Here is a 20,070-nt window from a genome sequence, read left to right as displayed (position 1 = left end):
ATGCTACAGATTGCTGATAAAACTTTCTCATCACGCTTGTTCACCGGCACCGGGAAATTTTCCTCGCCGCAGGTGATGGTTGAAGCGATTCGCGCTTCCGGCTCGCAGTTAGTGACAATGGCAATGAAGCGCGTCGATTTGCGTAACCATAACGATGCGATTCTCGCGCCACTGCTTGAGGCGGGCGTGCAGTTGCTGCCGAATACCTCTGGCGCCAAAACGGCTGAAGAAGCGATTTTTGCCGCACAGCTTGCCCGAGAAGCGCTCGGTACGCATTGGGTAAAGCTGGAAATCCACCCCGACGCCCGCTATTTGCTGCCCGATCCTATCGAAACGCTGAAAGCTGCGGAGGCACTCGTCAAACAGGGTTTTGTCGTATTGCCTTATTGCGGCGCCGATCCCGTTTTGTGCAAACGGCTTGAGGAAGTCGGATGTGCAGCGGTCATGCCGCTCGGGGCGCCAATTGGTTCGAATCAGGGCTTACAAACCCGGGCGTTTTTAGAAATTATTATCGACCAGGCTCGTGTGCCGGTAGTGGTTGATGCAGGTATCGGTGCGCCAAGCCATGCCGCAGAAGCGCTGGAAATGGGGGCCGCTGCGGTGCTGGTGAATACGGCGATTGCCGTGGCGCATGATCCCGTGCAAATGGCTCAGGCATTTCGCCTGGCAGTTGAAGCTGGCGTATTAGCGGCTAAATCCGGTTTAGGCACCCGCCACCAGCAGGCACAAGCCTCCAGCCCGTTAACCCAGTTTCTGCAATTTAGCCAGGAGGGTACGTGATGGCACAAACTTTCACCGAGCGTTGGCGTGAGCTGGACTGGGATGACATCCGACTTCGTATTAACAGCAAGACGGCTGCCGACGTGGAGCGAGCATTGAGCGCACGCAAAATCACCCGCGACGATCTGATGGCGCTGCTCTCCCCTACCGCCAGCCACTATCTCGAACCGCTGGCACAACAGGCCCAGAAATTAACTCGTCAGCGTTTTGGTAACACGGTGAGTTTTTACGTGCCGCTTTATCTGTCAAATCTCTGCGCTAACGATTGTACTTACTGCGGGTTTTCCATGAGCAACAAGCTCAAACGTAAAACGCTGGATCAGCAGGAAATTGAGCGGGAATGCGCGGCGATTCGCAAACTAGGCTTCGAACATTTGTTGTTAGTGACCGGTGAACACCAGACCAAAGTCGGAATGGATTATTTTCGTCAGCACCTTCCTGCGATCCGCCGCCAGTTCAGTTCGCTGCAAATGGAAGTACAGCCGCTGGATGAACATGAATATGCCGAACTGAAAACTCTCGGACTGGATGGTGTGATGGTTTACCAGGAAACCTATCACCAGGCTGTGTACGCGCAGCATCATTTACGCGGCAATAAACAGGATTTCTTCTGGCGCCTGGAAACACCGGACAGGCTTGGCCATGCGGGGATAGATAAAATAGGCCTCGGGACGTTGATTGGTTTATCGGACAGCTGGCGCACCGACTGTTTTATGGTCGCGGAGCACTTACTGTGGCTACAGCAACAATACTGGCAAAGTCGCTATTCGATTTCGTTTCCGCGTTTACGACCCTGTACGGGTGGCGTCGAACCTGCGTCGGTCATGACTGAAAGCCAGTTAGTGCAGGTGATATGCGCATTTCGCCTGCTTGCGCCCGATGTCGAGCTTTCGCTTTCTACGCGTGAATCACCGTGGTTCCGGGATCATATGATCCCACTCGCCATCAATAATGTGAGTGCGTTCTCTAAAACTCAGCCCGGAGGGTACGCCGATAATCACCCTGAGCTTGAGCAGTTTGCGCCGCACGACGGGCGTACTCCGGTGCAAGTGGCTGAGGCATTAACACGCTCAGGCTTACAACCTGTGTGGAAAGATTGGGATAGTTTTCTGGGAAGAAACTCGCCGTAGCTTTGCTACGTTTAAATGGCGGTAACTTTTCCTTTTCGTTGCCGCCACATCTTTCAATTAATAAACGGTCACTTTCGCGACTTTGGCAACTTTACCGTCTCGGGAAGGCATATCTGGAGTCACGCCCAGCGCAATAGCACTGTAAAGCCCGGCCAATTGTGCAAAGGCAACATAGAGTAATGTCGTCCAGGATTCGTGGCAATCCGCCAGCTCTGGTGCGGCAAAATGGAAATAACGATCTCCCGGTTTAACGCCTGCCGGTAATGCATCATGGCCGATGGCAATAATTTGCGCTGTGGCGCTTCGTTCACGGGTTAGTTCCGCCATCATGTCACTGTCATAGCGGTTGATTTCGGCGCGTGCGGCAAGATAACCGATAAGCGTGGCATCACGATTGATAATGAGCTTTGGCCCATGGCGGAATTCCAGCATTGAATGCCAGGCCGTCATCACCTGGCCGTTACCCATTTCCAGCAGTTTGAGGCTGGTTTCACAGGCTACGGCTTTTAGCGACAGAGAACCGACGACTACCACATTGTTGCGAGACTCTGCCGCCCACTTTTCGATATCAGCAGCATAGTGGTTGAAAAAATGGTTCATGCCGCGCTGCAAAACTGGCAGCACTTTTTCGGCTTCAGACCAGCCAGCAGGAGCCACCAGCAACATCAAATACCAGAGGGGAATGGTGAACTCGGAGGTCGCCGCAAAACTGCCGTTAGAAGTACCTTCTGGTACCGGGATAAACAGCCCTTCGCAATGCTTCTGTGCAAGTTGAGCAAGGCGGCTGCTGGCGTTGTTAGTGACACTGAGATGCCGCAATTTCGGGTTGGCGGCGAGTGCTCGCTCCACAACTTTCACTGTTTCCGGCGTGTTACCCGAGCTACTCACCGACACTAATACGGTATTGTAGTGCAGGCTTTCTGGCATCAGCACCAGATCGGTTGCCGGTACCACATCAATTTGATTTGGCACGATACTACGCAACCAGTTCACACTCGCCTGTGCCGCCAACAGCGAGGAACCCGCCCCTGTAATCAGGATTCGCGTGTCGGTATCACTTTTGCGCCAGAATGCCTGAATCTCAGCTTCATGTGCTTTGACACGTTCAAGTCCTTCTTGCCACAAACGGGGCTGAGCCACGATGGCTTCTACGGTCAAACTGGCTCCCTTTTGCTGCCAGTACGCTTCATTATGATTTAACATGTTTATTTTCCACCTGTTATGAAACTTGCGCCACGCCGAAGAAGTGCTTTAGCATGCCGACTTCCGCGCTATTTCAATTCATTAACAACCCTATCGGGGGAACCATGAAACCGGTATACATCCTTATTCGCGATACCCTTAAACGCGATATTCAGAACCAAAAATACCCGGTTGGCTCCCTGATCCCTTCTGAACGCGAACTGGCGGAAACTTACCAGGTCACGCGTGCGACGGTGCAAAAAGCCATTGCCCATATGGAACAAGAAGGCCTGGTTAAAAAAGTGGTCGGCAAAGGTACCTACGTAAATCGCGCCTTTGCACCACCGGTGTATTTGCTCAACCCGAATGGAGAAAGCAGTGCGCTGGGCGTAACGAAAGAACTCAGTGGCAAAGTCGCCATCACCAGCCGCCTGATTTACCATGTGCAGCAACCTGCCGGTGAATACCTTGCCAACCAGTTTGGCGTGCCTGAAAACGAACCTGTGCATGCTATCCGCCGCGTTCGCCTGTTCGACGGCACTCCAGTTTTGGTCGAGGACAGCTACATTCCGTTAGCGATTGTCGATGCCATTGACGACGACGTGCTGCAAAACCACTCGCTGTACGCCTTTATCGAACAGAAGTGCCAACAAAAAATCGGTGGCACAGACTCCATGGTAGGAGCGAGCCTGTTTGACGATGTGATGGCAGCCCTGCTCGATATCCCCGTTAATTCACCCATGTTGCACATCAAAGAGAGCACCTGGCTTGAGGACGGCACGGTGTTTAACTACTCCTGGAGTTACAACCGCGGCGACCTCTTTAGAATGCGCAGCCGTAAAAACCTTATCCCTTAAAGAATTGCGGCAGATATTCGCGGTGTGCTTCGAGTAATTCATCAAGCACCACTTTTGCAACTTTGCCCGAAGGAACCAGTGGGTTAAGGGTTAGCGCTTGCAAAGCTGCGCCGTAGTCACCCGTTACCGCTGCTTCCACCGCCATTTCTTCCCAGGCTTTCATCAGAGAAACTAAACCTGAAACTGTGGCAGGCAACGGATCGTTATTCAGCGGAATCGCACCGTAACGCCCAATAACACAAGTCGTTTCAATGGCGACGTTATCCGGCAGTGAACGAATCGCGCCGTTGTTACGCACGTTGACCGTCATCAGTAGATTTTTGTCGTTATAGATTGCGCTGATTAGCTCGCAGGCCGCTTCGGAGTAATACGCCCCACCGCGCTGCTCGAGCTGTTTTGGTTTTTCATGCAACTGCGGGTTTCTGTAAAGCTCAAATAACTCATGCTCGACCGCTTGCACCACTTCGCCACGCGTTCCATGTTCTTCAAATTCCTGAAGCTGCTTTTCCAGCACATCACTGGTGGCGTAGTAATACTGGTGATAAGGACATGGGATCACGCCAAGATGTTGGATTTGTTCCTGAAGCCATGGAATATCCGGGATATTTTTCGGTTTGTGTTCGCTGTCATATTTGAGATTTTTCAGCACGTCTGGCATGACATCTTTACCATCCATATAGACGTGGGTGCCATACAGGAAATGGTTCAAGCCAACGAGTTGCAGCAAGAAGCGAGATTTATCCACACCGAGAATTTCTGCCACCATACGCTGCATTGACTGGGATAAATTACATAGCCCGACGCATTTAATTTTGCTGTGTTTGATAACTGCTTCGGTGACGATACCACTCGGATTGGTGAAGTTAATCAGCCACGCATCCGGACAGAGCTCTTCCATGTCGCGGCAGATATCCAGAATCACAGGAATGGTACGTAGTGCTTTAGCCAACCCACCCGCACCGTTTGTCTCCTGGCCAATTAGCCCGTGTGACAAGGGAATACGTTCGTCTTTAATACGCGCGTCTAATTGCCCCACCCGCAGTTGGGTTGTGACGAAGTCGGCATCTTTCAGCGCTTCGCGTCTGTCGAGCGTGAGATGAACCTGGCAGTCAATGCCAGCCGCCTCGACCATACGTTTTGCCAGATTTCCGACGATTTCCAGTTTTTCACGACCGGCTTCGACATCCACCAGCCAGATTTCACTAATTGGCATTTCGGCATAGCGTTGGATAAAACCTTCGATAATCTCTGGCGTATAAGAGCTACCGCCACCGATAGTCACTATCTTTAATTTTTTATTCATTACGCAATCCTTCTTTATACTCCAGGACTATTTCATCCTGATTGACGATACTTTCTTCCTGTTCGTTTTCTTCTCGCAGATATTGCTTATCCAGCGTCATAACGAATGGGTAATAAATTGTCATTGCGACTACGAGGTTAATTGCCTGAAAGAGCATGCCTTTCCAGCCACAAATTAAAAAACCGCTAATAAAAATAGGCGTAGTCCAGGGTATTTCCAGACCGGATGTCAGTGGCAACCAGCCAAAAGCCATCGCGCTATAGGTTATTACGCATAGCACAACCGGAACGATGATAAAGGGGATAAATAGCAGCGGGTTTAGGGCAATAGGCACACCGAATATTATCGGCTCGTTGATATTAAAAATGGCGGCCGGCGAAGCGAGTTTCGCTATTTCACGCATGCGCCTGCTTTTAGCCCGAAACAACATCACCAGTAACATTGCGAGGGTAAATCCTGTACCACCACAAATTAAAAACACATCGCGGAACTGTTGAGTAATAATGTTGACTGGTGGCAAGCCTTGCTTCATGGCTTGCATATTTTCAAGCGTTAATGAGCGCCAGATTGGGCCCATAATGGCGGTCACAATAGAATCACCATGCAAACCAAAGAACCAGAAGAAACTGACAAAAAACTCCGCCACCATTTGTGATGGCAAGGTATTGCCCAACTGCATCATCGGCGCTTGCAGCACCTTAAAAATCATCTCTTGCGCTGTGCCAAACGGAGTCACTTCGAATAATAAGCGAATCAGCCAAAATGCCACGACGATAAGAAATGATGGAATTAATGAGCTAAAACTATTTGCCACCGCAGGAGGAACACTCGATGGCATAGAAATTGTCAAACGCGGGTGGTTAAGGAAACGATACAAGCGCACTGCTGTTACCGTCACAATCAGTGAAAGGAATAAACCCTGAGCACCCAGCGCGAAGGTTGGAATGACATCGCTGATTACCCCACCATTTTCTTGCGGAAGTTTATAAGGTGTGACAATCAAAAAACTGACGAGAGAAATAAGCGCACAGGATATTTCATTAAGTTGCCAACGTTTTGCCAGGCTAATGCTGGTACTCAAGACCACAAGTAATGCCATTACAGAATAGGTTGCATCCAGGACATAATTTAACTGCCCAATAAATTTCTCACCAAAAATACGAGTAATAAATTCGTTATAGCCAGGGATTGGCAAATTAGCTATCAGTAAAAAGAAAGAGCCAATAATGAGAAATGGCATAATCCGAATGAAGCCATCTTTAATAGCCGAGAGATAATCATTCCCTTCAATCTTCATTGCCAGGGGCAATATTTTTCTTTCCATAAAAGCAGTGAAATTTTGCATGTTGTGGCTCACTGTGCTGGTTCTGATGTTGGTGGTATATACCACTTAATTAAAGACTATGTAGTTCAGGATTTTCTGTCAATGAAGCACAATGAGGTTTACCAGGATTAAGCGGGATTTGTGAGCAGCTCCACAATCGTAAGCGATCAGGGAAACGCAAAATGTAACCGGTTTCAGTCCATCTAAGTTTCTTTTGTGACACCTCACACACAATCACTGCAAAGCGGTTGTTGTACCGGGGCGTCACGGATAATTATCTGTGTATCCAACGGACACTGAGAGCAGATCTATGAAGAATATCGTTTTGTGTTGTGCAGCGGGTATGTCGACTAGCATTTTGGTCCAACGTATGAAGGACGCCGCTCAGAAGAAAGGTATTGAAGTCTCAATCAAGGCAGTGCCGGTTGCAGAATTTAAAGACAATATCGACACCGCCGATATCGTGCTGCTGGGTCCACAGGTTAAATACGAACACGCTAAGCTACAGGCGATTGCAGAGCCGATGGGTAAAACGGTTGCTGTTATCGACATGATGGATTACGGCATGATGAAAGGCGATGTTGTGCTCGAGAAAGCTTTGAAAATGATGGAGTCATAAGACGTGGAAGATTTAGAAACGATTATCATGGAATTGTTGGTTAATGCTGGTAGCGCGCGCAGCCAGGCACTGACAGCTCTGCAAATGGCCCGTAAAGGTGATTTCGTAGCAGCTCAACAAGCGATGGAAGAGTCTCGTGAGTTTGTGAAACATGCGCATAAAATTCAGACCCAACTTATCGGGTTAGATGAAGGCACTGGCAAACTGCCGGTTAACTTGATTACCGTACACTCCCAGGACCACCTGATGAACGCGATGGTGATTCAGGATTTAGCAGAAGACATGATTGAACTGTATCGCCGCCTGCCGCTAGCTAACTGATTTTTATTTCTTTCAGTTTTAACGCTTCAGATTTCAGGCATAAAAAAACCGCTCTTTCGAGCGGTTTTTGTTTTTGGCGTCTCTAACGATTAATCGTTATCGTTACCGCCCAGATTACCTGCGTTCAGCAATTCTGCCAGGCTGGCAGTTGCATCCGCTGCGGTGACCTGAGGTACAACTGGCGCTTCGCCCGCTGCACGACGGCGCATACGATCCTGGTGGTACGCATAACCGGTACCAGCTGGGATCAAACGACCGACGATAACGTTCTCTTTCAGGCCGCGCAGTTCGTCACGTTTACCCGCAACAGCTGCTTCGGTAAGCACACGAGTTGTCTCCTGGAACGATGCCGCAGAGATGAAGGACTCGGTTGCCAGAGAGGCTTTGGTGATACCCAGCAGATCACGTGAGAAGGACACGTTAATCTTGCCGTTCGCTTCCAGTTCGCGGTTAGCGATCTTGACGCGAGAGTATTCAGCCTGCTCACCTTCCAGGAAGTCAGAGCTACCAGCGTTAACGATGGTTGCTTTACGCAACATCTGACGCACGATGACTTCGATGTGTTTATCGTTAATCTTAACGCCTTGCAGACGGTAAACGTCCTGCACTTCGTTGGTGATGTAACGAGTCACAGCATACACGCCACGCAGACGCAGAATGTCGTGCGGAGATTCTGGACCATCGGAAACAACGTCACCGCGTTCTACAACTTCGCCTTCGAACACGTTCAGCTGACGCCACTTAGGAATCATCTCTTCGTAAGCATCGCTGCCGTCGAGTGGAGAGATAACCAGACGGCGTTTGCCTTTGGTTTCTTTACCGAACGAGATGATCCCGCTGATTTCAGCAAGGATAGCTGGCTCTTTCGGACGACGCGCTTCGAACAGGTCAGCAACGCGTGGCAGACCACCGGTGATGTCCTTGGTACCACTTGATTCCTGAGGAATACGCGCCAGCGCGTCACCAGAGTGAATCTGAGTACCATCTTCCAACTGAACAATCGCTTTACCTGGCAGGAAGTACTGAGCTGGCATATCTGTACCAGGGATCAGAACGTCGTTGCCTTGAGCATCAACAATTTTCAGTGCTGGACGCAGATCTTTACCACCCGCGGTACGTTCTGCAGAATCCAGAACAACCAGAGATGACAGACCTGTCAGTTCGTCAGTTTGACGAGTAATGGTCTGGCCGTCGACCATGTCAGTAAAGCGGATGAAACCACTTACTTCAGAGACGACTGGCATGGTGTGTGGATCCCAGTTTGCTACGGTTTCGCCCGCTGCAATCTGCTCGCCATCACCTTTACCCATTACCGCACCGTAAGGAACTTTATAGCTCTCTTTAGTACGACCGAATTCATCAATCAGTTTCAGCTCGGTGTTACGAGAAGTGACGACCAGTTTCCCGGCGGAGTTCACAACCGACTTAGCGTTGCTGAGCTTGATGCTACCTTTGTTCTTAACCTGAATGCTGGATTCAGCAGCCGAACGAGATGCCGCACCACCGATGTGGAACGTACGCATCGTCAGCTGAGTACCTGGTTCACCGATGGACTGTGCCGCGATAACCCCGATAGCTTCACCTTTGTTGATGATGTGACCACGAGCCAGGTCGCGACCATAGCAGTGTGCACACACGCCGAAGTCGGTTTCACAACCAACAACAGAACGTACTTTCACGCTATCAACAGAGTTAAGTTCTAACACGTCACACCACTGCTCATCGATCAGCGTGTTACGAGTTACCAGGATGTCTGCAGTACCCGGCTTGATCACATCTTCAGCCGTTACACGGCCCAGAACGCGGTCGCGCAGTGGTTCTTTAACATCGCCGCCTTCGATAACCGGAGTCATCGTGATACCTTCGAGGGTGCCACAATCGTCTTCGGTAACAACCAAGTCCTGTGCAACGTCAACCAGACGACGCGTCAGATAACCGGAGTTCGCAGTTTTCAGTGCGGTATCCGCCAGACCTTTACGAGCACCGTGCGTGGAGATGAAGTACTGGAGTACGTTCAGACCTTCACGGAAGTTCGCGGTGATTGGCGTTTCGATGATGGAGCCATCTGGCTTAGCCATCAGACCACGCATACCTGCCAACTGACGAATCTGTGCTGCAGAACCACGAGCACCGGAGTCGGCCATCATGTAAATGCTGTTGAAGGAAACTTGCTGCTCTTCGACGCCGTCACGGTTAATAACGGATTCAGTTTGCAGGTTGTCCATCATCGCTTTAGATACACGATCGTTCGCCGCAGCCCAGATATCGATGACTTTGTTATAGCGTTCGCCGGCTGTTACCAGACCAGACTGGAACTGTTCCTGAATTTCAGCAACTTCAGCTTCCGCTTCAGAGATGATTTCAGTTTTCTTCGCAGGGATGACCATGTCATCGATACCAACGGATACACCTGAACGCGCTGCATAAGCAAAGCCGGTGTACATCGTTTGGTCAGCAAAGATTACCGTAGGCTTCAGGCCCAGAATACGATAACAAGTGTTCAGCATTTTGGAGATTGCCTTCTTGCCCAGCGCCTGGTTGACGATGGAGTAAGGCAGACCTTTCGGTACGATCATCCACAAAATCGCACGACCTACGGTGGTGTCGATAATGCTGGTTTTGGCAACGAACTCTTCGTTCTCGCCTTTTTCATATTCAGTGATACGCACTTTTACACGCGCATGCAGAGAGGCCAGACCTGCGCGATAGATACGCTCAGCTTCTTTAGGGCCAGTCAGCACCATGCCTTCGCCTTTGGCGTTAACACAGTCACGGGTCATGTAGTACAGACCCAATACAACGTCCTGAGAAGGAACGATGATTGGCTCGCCGTTCGCTGGTGACAGGATGTTGTTGGTAGACATCATCAGCGCACGCGCTTCCAACTGAGCTTCAAGCGTCAGTGGAACGTGTACTGCCATCTGGTCACCATCGAAGTCGGCGTTATATGCCGCACAAACCAGCGGGTGCAGCTGGATAGCTTTACCTTCGATCAGTACAGGTTCAAATGCCTGGATACCCAAACGGTGCAGAGTTGGTGCACGGTTCAGCAGTACCGGGTGTTCGCGGATAACTTCGTCCAGGATATCCCAAACGACAGCTTCTTCGCGCTCAACCATTTTCTTCGCAGCTTTAATGGTGGTAGCAAGACCACGCAGTTCCAGCTTGCCGTAGATGAACGGTTTGAACAGCTCCAGTGCCATTTTCTTCGGCAGACCGCACTGATGCAGACGCAGGTATGGACCTACGGTGATTACAGAACGACCGGAGTAGTCAACACGTTTACCCAACAAGTTCTGACGGAAACGACCCTGCTTACCTTTGATCATATCAGCCAAAGATTTCAGAGGACGCTTGTTAGAACCGGTGATGGCACGACCGCGACGGCCGTTATCCAGCAGGGCATCTACCGCTTCCTGCAGCATACGTTTTTCGTTACGTACGATGATGTCAGGAGCAGCCAGATCCAGCAGACGTTTCAGACGGTTGTTACGGTTGATAACGCGACGATACAGATCGTTCAGATCTGAAGTTGCGAAACGACCACCATCCAGCGGTACCAGTGGACGCAGATCTGGCGGAAGAACCGGCAGAACTGTCAGGATCATCCACTCTGGTTTGTTACCAGATTGAACGAACGCTTCCAGCAGTTTGATACGCTTGGTCAGCTTTTTGCGTTTGGTTTCAGAGTTGGTTTCATTCAGCTCTTCACGCAGAGTTTCACACTCTTGCTCCAGATCCATGTTTTTCAACAAGGCCTGAATAGCTTCCGCACCCATCTTCGCATCGAATTCGTCACCGAACTCTTCCAGCGCATCCAGATACTGCTCTTCAGTCAGGATCTGACGACGCTCGAGGTTGGTCATACCGCCTTCGATAACCACATATGATTCGAAGTAAAGTACACGTTCGATATCACGCAGTGGCATATCCAGCAGCAAGCCGATACGAGACGGCAGTGACTTCAGGAACCAAATGTGCGCAGTTGGGGAAGCCAGTTCGATGTGACCCATGCGCTCACGGCGCACTTTAGTTTGGGTTACTTCAACGCCGCACTTCTCACAAATAACGCCACGGTGCTTCAAGCGCTTGTACTTACCGCACAGGCACTCATAGTCTTTTACTGGCCCAAAAATACGAGCACAGAACAGACCGTCACGTTCTGGTTTGAACGTACGGTAGTTAATGGTTTCCGGCTTTTTAACTTCGCCGAACGACCAAGAACGGATCATGTCTGGCGATGCCAGAGCAATTTTGATCGCATCAAACTCTTCGGTCTTAGTTTGCGCTTTCAGAAACTTAAGTAAGTCTTTCACGGATTAGCTCCCGTCGGAGTGAGACTTCTCAGAGACGTCCGGTGTGACCCGGACATCCTGTAACCAGTACAGCAGATACGAGTGATTACTCGCCTTCCAGCTCGATGTTGATACCCAGCGAACGGATTTCTTTCAACAGTACGTTGAAGGATTCCGGCATGCCTGGTTCCATCTGATGATTACCATCCACGATGTTTTTATACATCTTGGTACGGCCATTAACGTCATCAGACTTAACAGTCAGCATTTCCTGCAGAGTATAAGCAGCACCGTATGCTTCCAGTGCCCACACTTCCATCTCACCGAAGCGTTGACCACCGAACTGAGCCTTACCACCCAGCGGCTGCTGAGTAACCAGGCTGTAAGAACCGGTAGAACGCGCGTGCATTTTGTCATCAACCAAGTGGTTCAGTTTCAGCATGTACATGTAACCTACGGTTACTGGACGCTCAAACTGCTCACCGCTACGGCCATCAAACAGTGTGATCTGACCGGAAGTCGGCAGACCACCCAGTTGCAACAGCTCTTTGATTTCCGACTCTTTCGCACCGTCGAATACCGGAGTAGCAATCGGCATACCTTTTTTCAGGTTCTCAGCCAGACGCAGAACTTCATCGTCGGTGAAGGTGTTCAAGTCAACTTTCTGACGAACATCTGAACCAAGGTCGTATGCTTTCTGGATAAATTCGCGCAGCTTGGAAACTTCTTCGTGCTTCTTCAGCATGGCGTTGATTTTCTCGCCGATGCCTTTAGCAGCCATACCCAAGTGGGTTTCCAGAATCTGACCGATGTTCATACGAGATGGTACGCCCAACGGGTTCAGTACGATGTCTACAGGCGTGCCGTTTTCATCGTAAGGCATATCTTCGATCGGGTTGATCTTGGAGATAACACCTTTGTTCCCGTGACGACCTGCCATCTTGTCACCAGGCTGGATCTGACGTTTAACGGCCAGATACACTTTAACGATTTTCAGCACGCCAGGTGCCAGGTCATCGCCCTGAGTGATTTTGCGGCGCTTAGCTTCAAGTTTCTTCTCAAACTCGTGCTTCAGCTCGTCGTACTGCTCTGCCAGCTGTTCCAGCTGGTTTTGCTTCTCTTCGTCAGTCAGACCCAGTTCCAACCAGCGATCGCGTGGCAATTTGTCGAGCTTCTCAGCTTCAACACCGCCAGCAACCAGCACAGCATGGATACGAGCAAACAGACCAGCTTCAAAGATTTGCAGTTCTTCAGTCAGGTCTTTCTTCGCCTGCTTCAGTTGCATCTCTTCGATTTCCAGCGCGCGCTTGTCTTTTTCCACGCCATCGCGGGTAAAGACTTGCACATCGATGATGGTGCCGGAAACGCCGTTTGGTACGCGCAGAGAAGAGTCTTTAACGTCAGACGCTTTCTCACCGAAGATTGCACGCAGCAGTTTCTCTTCTGGAGTCAGCTGGGTTTCACCTTTAGGCGTTACCTTACCAACCAGAATATCACCACCGGTCACTTCAGCACCGATATAAACGATACCGGATTCATCCAGTTTGGAGAGAGCTGCTTCACCCACGTTAGGGATGTCAGCGGTGATCTCTTCTGGCCCAAGCTTAGTGTCACGAGACACGCACGCCAGTTCCTGGATGTGAATAGTTGTGAAACGATCTTCCTGAACAACACGCTCGGATACGAGGATGGAGTCTTCGAAGTTGTAACCGTTCCACGGCATGAACGCTACGCGCATGTTCTGGCCAAGAGCCAGTTCACCGAGGTCAGTAGACGGACCGTCTGCCAACACATCGCCACGTTCAACAGGTTCGCCCAGAGAAACACATGGCATCTGGTTGATGCAGGTGTTCTGGTTCGAACGGGTGTATTTGGTCAGGTTGTAGATGTCGATACCAGCTTCACCAGCCAGCATTTCGTCTTCGTTAACTTTGATAACGATACGAGACGCATCGACGTACTGAACAGTACCGCCACGTTTAGCAACCGCAGTAACACCGGAGTCAACGGCAACAGCACGTTCCATACCAGTACCAACCAGCGGCTTATCAGCACGCAAAGTTGGAACGGCCTGACGTTGCATGTTCGCACCCATCAATGCACGGTTGGCGTCATCGTGTTCCAGGAACGGGATCAGGGACGCACCGACGGAAACTACCTGTTGGGTAGAAACGTCCATGTAGTCAACCTGGTCGTTACTGAACAAGCTGGATTCACCTTTACTACGGCAAGTTACCAGGTCGTCTACGAAACGGCCTTCTTCGTCCAGATTGGTGTTAGCCTGAGCGATGACATAGTTACCTTCTTCAATTGCAGAAAGGTAATGGATTTCGTCAGTGACAACACCTTCAACAACGCGACGATACGGAGTTTCTAAGAAACCGTATTCGTTAGTCTGTGCATAAACAGACAGGGAGTTGATCAGACCGATGTTCGGACCTTCAGGGGTTTCGATTGGACATACACGACCGTAGTGGGTTGGGTGTACGTCACGTACTTCGAAGCCTGCACGCTCACGGGTCAAACCACCCGGGCCGAGTGCGGAGATACGACGTTTGTGCGTAATCTCAGACAACGGGTTGTTCTGGTCCATGAACTGAGACAGCTGGCTGGAACCGAAGAACTCTTTAACCGCAGCAGAGATAGGCTTGGCGTTGATCATATCCTGAGGCATCAGGGTATCGAGGTCGCCCAAAGACAGACGCTCTTTAACCGCACGCTCTACACGTACCAGGCCAACGCGGAATTGGTTTTCCGCCATTTCGCCAACGGAACGGATACGACGGTTGCCGAGGTGGTCGATATCATCCACTTCGCCCTGACCGTTACGAATACCGATCAGCTTACGCATAACCTGGATGATGTCGTCTTTGCTCAGGATGCCTGAACCTTCGATTTCATCACGCAGCAGAGAACGGTTGAACTTCATACGACCAACCGCAGACAAGTCATAGCGGTCTTCAGAGAAGAACAGGTTCTCGAACAGGTTTTCAGCTGCTTCGCGAGTTGGTGGCTCGCCAGGACGCATCATGCGATAGATTTCAACCAGCGCGCTCAGGCGATCGCTAGTTGGGTCGACACGGATGGTCTCAGAAATGTATGCACCGTGATCCAGGTCGTTGGTAAACAGCGTTTCGATACGCTTATGACCACACTGGCTCAGTTTAGCTAACAAGTCCAAAGACAGTTCCATGTTCGCTGCGCAAATCAGTTCGCCAGTCGATGCATCAACGTAGTCTTTAGCCGCGACTTTACCAGCAATGTATTCAACCGGAACTTCGATAAGCTTAATATCGTCTTTTTCCAGCTGGCGAATATGGCGCGCTGTGATACGGCGGCTTTTTTCGACATAGATTTTGCCGTTAGCTTCGATGTCAAAGGATGCAGTCTCACCACGAAGGCGTTCTGGCACCAATTCCATCTGCAGCTTGTTGTCACGGATTTCGAAATAAACTTTCTCAAAGAACAGATCAAGAATCTGCTCAGTGGTGAACTGCAATGCACGCAAAATGATAGTCGCAGGCAGTTTGCGGCGACGGTCGATACGTACAAACAGGTTGTCTTTCGGGTCGAACTCGAAATCCAGCCAGGAACCACGGTAAGGGATGATACGTGCGTTATACAGCACCTTCCCGGAAGAGTGGGTTTTACCTTTGTCACTATCAAAGAACACACCTGGGCTACGGTGCAACTGAGAAACGATAACGCGCTCAGTACCGTTAATAACGAAGGTGCCGTTATCTGTCATGAGTGGAATTTCACCCATGTAAACTTCTTGTTCTTTAATATCTTTAACGGTGCCTTCCGGCGCTTCACGTTCGTAGATCACCAGGCGCAGTTTTACGCGCAGCGGAGCGGAATACGTCACGCCGCGGATCTGACATTCTTTAACGTCAAATACCGGCTCACCCAGACGATAGCTCACATATTGCAGCTCAGAGTTACCGCTGTAGCTTGCAATAGGGAACACGGAACGGAAAGCCGCTTCCAGACCGTACTGGCCTTCAGGATCTTGCTCGATGAACTTCTGGAACGAGTCAAGCTGGATAGAAAGGAGATAAGGAATGTCCAAAACTTGTGGACGCTTTCCAAAATCCTTACGAATACGTTTTTTCTCGGTATAGGAGTAAACCATTAGGGTTCCTCAGCTCGCTGACAAGTCGACCCATCTGCCCGACAAGGGGACAGTTTGTGCAACACTATTTTGTGGACCGGAAAGTGGAACACTTTCCGCAATACCTGTTTCTATCACTCTTAAACCATTTCGCCACGCTTTACCCCGGAACTCCCGGCATAGAAAGTCGTAGTATATTAAGGCGTAGATAGAGACAAACATTGAAAGGAAACCAGCAGTCAAACAGTGTGAAACGCTACTGGTACCCTACAGCGCAAAAAGGCTGGTGACTAAAAAGTCACCAGCCATCAGCCTAATTTCTCAGGCTGCAACCGGAAAGATTGGCTTATTTAACTTCAACTTCAGCGCCAGCTTCTTCCAGAGTTTTCTTCAGAGATTCTGCGTCATCTTTGCTCACGCCTTCTTTCAGCGCAGCTGGAGCGGATTCAACCAGGTCTTTAGCTTCTTTCAAGCCCAGGCCAGTTGCGCTACGAACTGCTTTGATAACGGCAACTTTGTTAGCGCCAGCAGCTTTCAGAATAACGTCGAACTCAGTTTTCTCTTCTACAGCTTCAGCAGCAGCAGCAGGGCCTGCAACAGCAGCAGCAGCGGAAACACCGAATTTTTCTTCCATTGCAGAAATCAGTTCAACAATGTCCATTACAGACATAGCGGATACTGCTTCAATGATTTGATCTTTAGTGATAGACATAACAATTGTTCCTGAAAATCAGAATAAGTTTATACGTAAGCAAGTGCGTTAGAAAGGAAAGCGCTATTAAGCAGCTTCTTTCTGATCGCGTACAGCAGCCAGAGTGCGAACCAATTTGCCTGCAGAGGCTTCTTTCATGGTTGCCATCAGGCGTGCGATTGCTTCTTCGTAAGTTGGCAGAGTTGCCAGGCGATCGATCTGGGCCGCCGGGATCAGCTCACCTTCAAAGGCTGCAGCTTTAACCTCGAATTTTGCATTCGCTTTAGCGAATTCTTTGAACAGACGAGCAGCTGCGCCCGGGTGTTCCATAGAATATGCAATCAAGGTTGGACCAACAAACGTGTCTTTCAGGCACTCAAACTGAGTACCTTCAACAACGCGGCGCAGCAAGGTGTTACGAACAACACGCATGTAAACGCCAGCTTCACGACCTGCTTTACGCAGTTCAGTCATTTTACCTACGGTCACGCCACGGGAATCCGCAACAACCGCAGACAGCGCACCTTTGGCTACTTCGCTGACTTCAGCAACAATCGCTTGTTTGTCTTGAAGATTTAAAGCCATTAGCTTTGCTCCTGGATATTAGCCGGGGTTTCCCCCGGAACTCACTTCATTCATTACCAAAACGATAATGAACGTCGACATACGGTGAGCAGAAACAAGCCAAAGACTATCAAAAATATTCTTCAGGTTCTGTCACCGTCTACGCAGGGAATTAAGTCTCTCGCGAAACTCCTGCGGTCTTGGACGGAGGCCTGGATAAGGCCAGGCTCCAACCGAAAATTCTTTGTGCCTTACATTGTAAGGCAACGGGCGTAGGATTTTAGACCAATCTAACGCCCGCGTAAAGCAGTGAATCTTAGTTCACTACTGCGCTCAGACCAGATTGGTCGACCGCAACACCTGCACCCATAGTGGTAGACAGGCTAACTTTCTTAATGAAAACGCCTTTAGCTTGAGATGGTTTAGCTTTTTTCAGCGCAACCAGCAGAGCTTCCAGGTTTTCTTTCAGTTTGTCAGTGTCAAAATCCACTTTACCGATGGTGGTGTGAATGATGCCGTTTTTGTCGTTACGGTAACGAACCTGACCAGCTTTAGCGTTCTTAACCGCTTCAGCAACGTTAGGAGTTACAGTACCAACTTTCGGGTTAGGCATCAGGCCACGTGGACCCAGAACCTGGCCCAGTTGGCCAACAACGCGCATTGCATCTGGAGATGCGATAACAACGTCAAAGTTCATTTCGCCTTTTTTGATCTGGTCAGCCAGATCTTCCATACCTACCAGCTCAGCGCCAGCAGCTTTAGCTGCTTCAGCGTTAGGGCCTTGGGCAAATACGGCTACGCGAACTGAACGGCCAGTACCGTGCGGCAGTACAGTTGCACCACGTACGTTCTGGTCAGATTTACGAGCGTCGATGCCGAGGTTTACAGCAACGTCAACGCTTTCTACGAATTTCGCAGTGGCCAGCTCTTTGAGCAAAGCAACGGCTTCGTTGATGTCATACTGTTTAGTTGCATCAACTTTGTCACGGATCACGCGCATGCGCTTGGTCAGTTTAGCCATTTCTTAATCCTCCACTACCAGGCCCATGGAACGAGCAGTACCTTCGATGGAGCGAGTCATCGCTTCAACGTCAGAACCAGTCATGTCCGCAGCTTTGGTTTCTGCGATTTCACGCACCTGAGCACGGGTCACTTTACCCACTTTGTCTTTGTTCGGCTTGCCAGAACCAGACTTGATACCTGCAGCTTTCTTCAACAGAACAGCAGCCGGTGGAGTTTTAGTAACGAAAGTGAAAGAACGGTCAGCATAAACGGTAATAACAACCGGAATTGGCAGACCTTTCTCCAAGGATTCAGTTTTGGCGTTAAACGCTTTACAGAATTCCATGATGTTCACACCTTGTTGGCCCAGAGCTGGACCAACTGGTGGACTTGGGTTCGCCATACCAGCTGCAACTTGCAGCTTGACGTAGGCTTGTACTTTCTTAGCCATCTTAATTTCCTCTAGTGGGTTATAGCGCCTTAAACAATGAAGGCTCCCCGTGAATAATTCGTTCTACGCGCGCAAGACGCATAAAAACAAAAGGCGCGAAATTGTATTCCAATCTCGCGCCCTGTGCAACGATTAATCGCTGCTTTTATACCCTTCATACTTCAAGTTGCATGTGCGTTGGCTTTTTTCGCTCGCCTCAGTCACTTACTAAAGTAAGCTCCAAGAGATTCACTGCGTCGCCGCCTTCCTGCAACTCGAATTATTTTGGTTATAACCTAGTTACTAGGCTTTCTCTACTTGAGCAAAATCAAGCTCAACCGGCGTAGCACGACCGAAGATAGATACAGAAACCTTCAAGCGGCTCTTTTCGTAATCTACTTCTTCAACTACACCGTTAAAGTCAGCAAATGGGCCATCGCTGACGCGTACCATTTCGCCTGGTTCAAACAGCGTTTTAGGACGCGGTTTATCACCAGCCTGTTGCAGGCGGTTCATAATCGCATCAACTTCTTTATCGCTGATTGGCGCAGGACGGTCAGAAGTACCACCGATGAAACCCATCACGCGCGGAACACTGCGCACTAAGTGCCAGCTCGCGTCGTTCATAACCATCTGGACCAGAACATAGCCCGGGAAGAATTTGCGCTCGCTCTTGCGACGCTGGCCACCACGGATTTCGACCACTTCTTCGGTCGGAACCATGACTTCACCAAACAATTCTTCCATGTTGTGCAATTTGATGTGCTCACGCAGCGATGTTGCTACGCGGCCTTCAAAACCGGAAAACGCCTGAACGACGTACCAGCGCATTTTAGGGGCTTCAGACATCTCAGAACCTCAGGCCAGTAATAAAAGAAACCAGGCGGACAAGAATACCGTCCAGCCCCCACAAAATCAGTGACATTACAGCAGTAACTGCCGCCACGATTAAGGTGGTGTGTAAAGTCTCCTGGCGAGTTGGCCAAATAACTTTACGAACTTCAGTTCTTGCTTCGCGGGCGAAAGCAACTGTCGCTTTGCCTTTCGTCGTTAACAGCGCGACACCACCCGCTGCAGCAATCAGAACAACCACTGCCAGGGCACGCAGAGGCAGAGATACATCACGATAAATGTAGTTGCCCACGATCGCCACAATCAGCAGAGCAGCAACTGCCAGCCACTTCATCGCTTCCAGGCCGCGCCCGCTTCCTTGAGCTTCGGTATTCGCACTCATAAACCAACCCGTCACAATAATTCAGACAAACATTTTTGCCCCGCATACGCGAGGCAAAACCAGACCGAATGGCTCTTTTCAGGCACTATTCGGTATAACGCCATCTTCAGAGCCTGTCTCAGCAATGATTATGAGTAAAAAATCACTGATGAGCCAGGTTCTGGACAGAGAGCGTGCAAAAAGGGCATCAAATGATGCCCTTTTCTTGCGCGTTGCGTCAAATG

16 protein-coding genes are annotated in these 20,070 nt (G+C 50.0%); 5 read left to right on the top strand and 11 right to left on the bottom strand.

Features of this window, described 5'->3' with window-relative positions; genetic code table 11:
* Window positions 1-780 carry a thiazole synthase gene (gene thiG / locus M977_RS12115; protein WP_064515287.1) on the top strand — a complete coding sequence of 260 codons (780 nt, stop codon included), beginning with the start codon at window positions 1-3 and terminating at the stop codon, window positions 778-780.
* Entirely contained in the window at window positions 780-1,910 is a 1,131-nt protein-coding gene (gene thiH, locus M977_RS12110) for a 2-iminoacetate synthase ThiH (protein WP_064515285.1), read from the top strand. The genes thiG and thiH overlap by 1 nt, the downstream gene beginning before the upstream one ends.
* Before the next feature lie 57 nt (window positions 1,911-1,967).
* Here the strand turns inward: thiH and M977_RS12105 are convergent, their stop codons facing one another.
* The gene (locus M977_RS12105) at window positions 1,968-3,113 is read right to left on the bottom strand and encodes an SIS domain-containing protein (protein WP_064515283.1); all 1,146 of its coding nucleotides are present in this window, start codon (window positions 3,111-3,113) and stop codon (window positions 1,968-1,970) included.
* 104 nt (window positions 3,114-3,217) lie between these two features.
* On the opposite strand from M977_RS12105, the gene M977_RS12100 reads away from it, so the two are divergent.
* A complete protein-coding gene (locus M977_RS12100) occupies window positions 3,218-3,949 on the top strand; it encodes a GntR family transcriptional regulator (protein WP_064515311.1) in 732 nt (243 codons plus the stop codon).
* Here M977_RS12100 and M977_RS12095 read toward each other — a convergent pair.
* Together M977_RS12095 and M977_RS12090 are read right to left on the bottom strand one after the other, a co-directional pair.
* Window positions 3,939-5,252 (bottom strand): 6-phospho-beta-glucosidase, encoded by a 1,314-nt coding sequence (locus tag M977_RS12095; RefSeq protein ID WP_064515281.1) that lies wholly within the window; start codon window positions 5,250-5,252, stop codon window positions 3,939-3,941. The two genes, M977_RS12100 and M977_RS12095, sit on opposite strands and share 11 nt — an antisense overlap.
* Window positions 5,245-6,597, bottom strand: coding sequence for a PTS sugar transporter subunit IIC (locus tag M977_RS12090; protein ID WP_064515279.1), 1,353 nt, complete (start codon window positions 6,595-6,597; stop codon window positions 5,245-5,247). The genes M977_RS12095 and M977_RS12090 overlap by 8 nt, the downstream gene beginning before the upstream one ends.
* A 289-nt stretch (window positions 6,598-6,886) precedes the next feature.
* Here M977_RS12090 and M977_RS12085 point away from each other — a divergent pair, with 289 nt between their 5' ends.
* Window positions 6,887-7,195 (top strand): PTS sugar transporter subunit IIB, encoded by a 309-nt coding sequence (locus M977_RS12085; protein WP_034461506.1) that lies wholly within the window; start codon window positions 6,887-6,889, stop codon window positions 7,193-7,195.
* A gap of 3 nt (window positions 7,196-7,198) precedes the next feature.
* Entirely contained in the window at window positions 7,199-7,516 is a 318-nt protein-coding gene (locus tag M977_RS12080; RefSeq protein WP_034461505.1) for a PTS lactose/cellobiose transporter subunit IIA, read from the top strand.
* An 89-nt stretch (window positions 7,517-7,605) separates the two neighbouring features.
* Here the strand turns inward: M977_RS12080 and rpoC are convergent, their stop codons facing one another.
* From rpoC to secE, 8 genes are all read right to left on the bottom strand, one after another.
* On the bottom strand, window positions 7,606-11,832 hold the full coding sequence (rpoC, locus tag M977_RS12075; RefSeq protein WP_064515278.1) for a DNA-directed RNA polymerase subunit beta': 4,227 nt from the start codon (window positions 11,830-11,832) through the stop codon (window positions 7,606-7,608).
* An 85-nt stretch (window positions 11,833-11,917) separates the two neighbouring features.
* Entirely contained in the window at window positions 11,918-15,946 is a 4,029-nt protein-coding gene (rpoB, locus tag M977_RS12070) for a DNA-directed RNA polymerase subunit beta (protein WP_064515275.1), read from the bottom strand.
* 325 nt (window positions 15,947-16,271) lie between these two features.
* Complete coding sequence (gene rplL, locus M977_RS12065) at window positions 16,272-16,637, bottom strand: 50S ribosomal protein L7/L12 (RefSeq protein WP_064515273.1); 366 nt, start codon at window positions 16,635-16,637, stop codon at window positions 16,272-16,274.
* Between the two features lie 66 nt (window positions 16,638-16,703).
* Complete coding sequence (gene rplJ / locus M977_RS12060; RefSeq protein WP_034461803.1) at window positions 16,704-17,201, bottom strand: 50S ribosomal protein L10; 498 nt, start codon at window positions 17,199-17,201, stop codon at window positions 16,704-16,706.
* A 295-nt stretch (window positions 17,202-17,496) separates the two neighbouring features.
* A complete protein-coding gene (rplA, locus tag M977_RS12055) occupies window positions 17,497-18,201 on the bottom strand; it encodes a 50S ribosomal protein L1 (protein ID WP_034461804.1) in 705 nt (234 codons plus the stop codon).
* Window positions 18,202-18,204: 3 nt separating this feature from the next.
* Window positions 18,205-18,633 carry a 50S ribosomal protein L11 gene (rplK, locus tag M977_RS12050; protein WP_034492296.1) on the bottom strand — a complete coding sequence of 143 codons (429 nt, stop codon included), beginning with the start codon at window positions 18,631-18,633 and terminating at the stop codon, window positions 18,205-18,207.
* 282 nt (window positions 18,634-18,915) lie between these two features.
* Window positions 18,916-19,461, bottom strand: a complete 546-nt coding sequence (nusG, locus tag M977_RS12045) for a transcription termination/antitermination protein NusG (protein ID WP_064515271.1) — start codon at window positions 19,459-19,461, stop codon at window positions 18,916-18,918.
* Between the two features lies 1 nt (window position 19,462).
* Window positions 19,463-19,846, bottom strand: coding sequence for a preprotein translocase subunit SecE (gene secE, locus M977_RS12040; protein WP_034461807.1), 384 nt, complete (start codon window positions 19,844-19,846; stop codon window positions 19,463-19,465).
* Between the last annotated feature and the right edge of the window lie 224 nt (window positions 19,847-20,070).

This window comes from Buttiauxella gaviniae ATCC 51604 (assembly GCF_001654835.1).
Classification (GTDB): domain Bacteria; phylum Pseudomonadota; class Gammaproteobacteria; order Enterobacterales; family Enterobacteriaceae; genus Buttiauxella; species Buttiauxella gaviniae.
The sequence above is the reverse complement of the archived record's forward strand: the minus strand, read 5'-3'. Positions and strand labels throughout refer to the sequence as shown.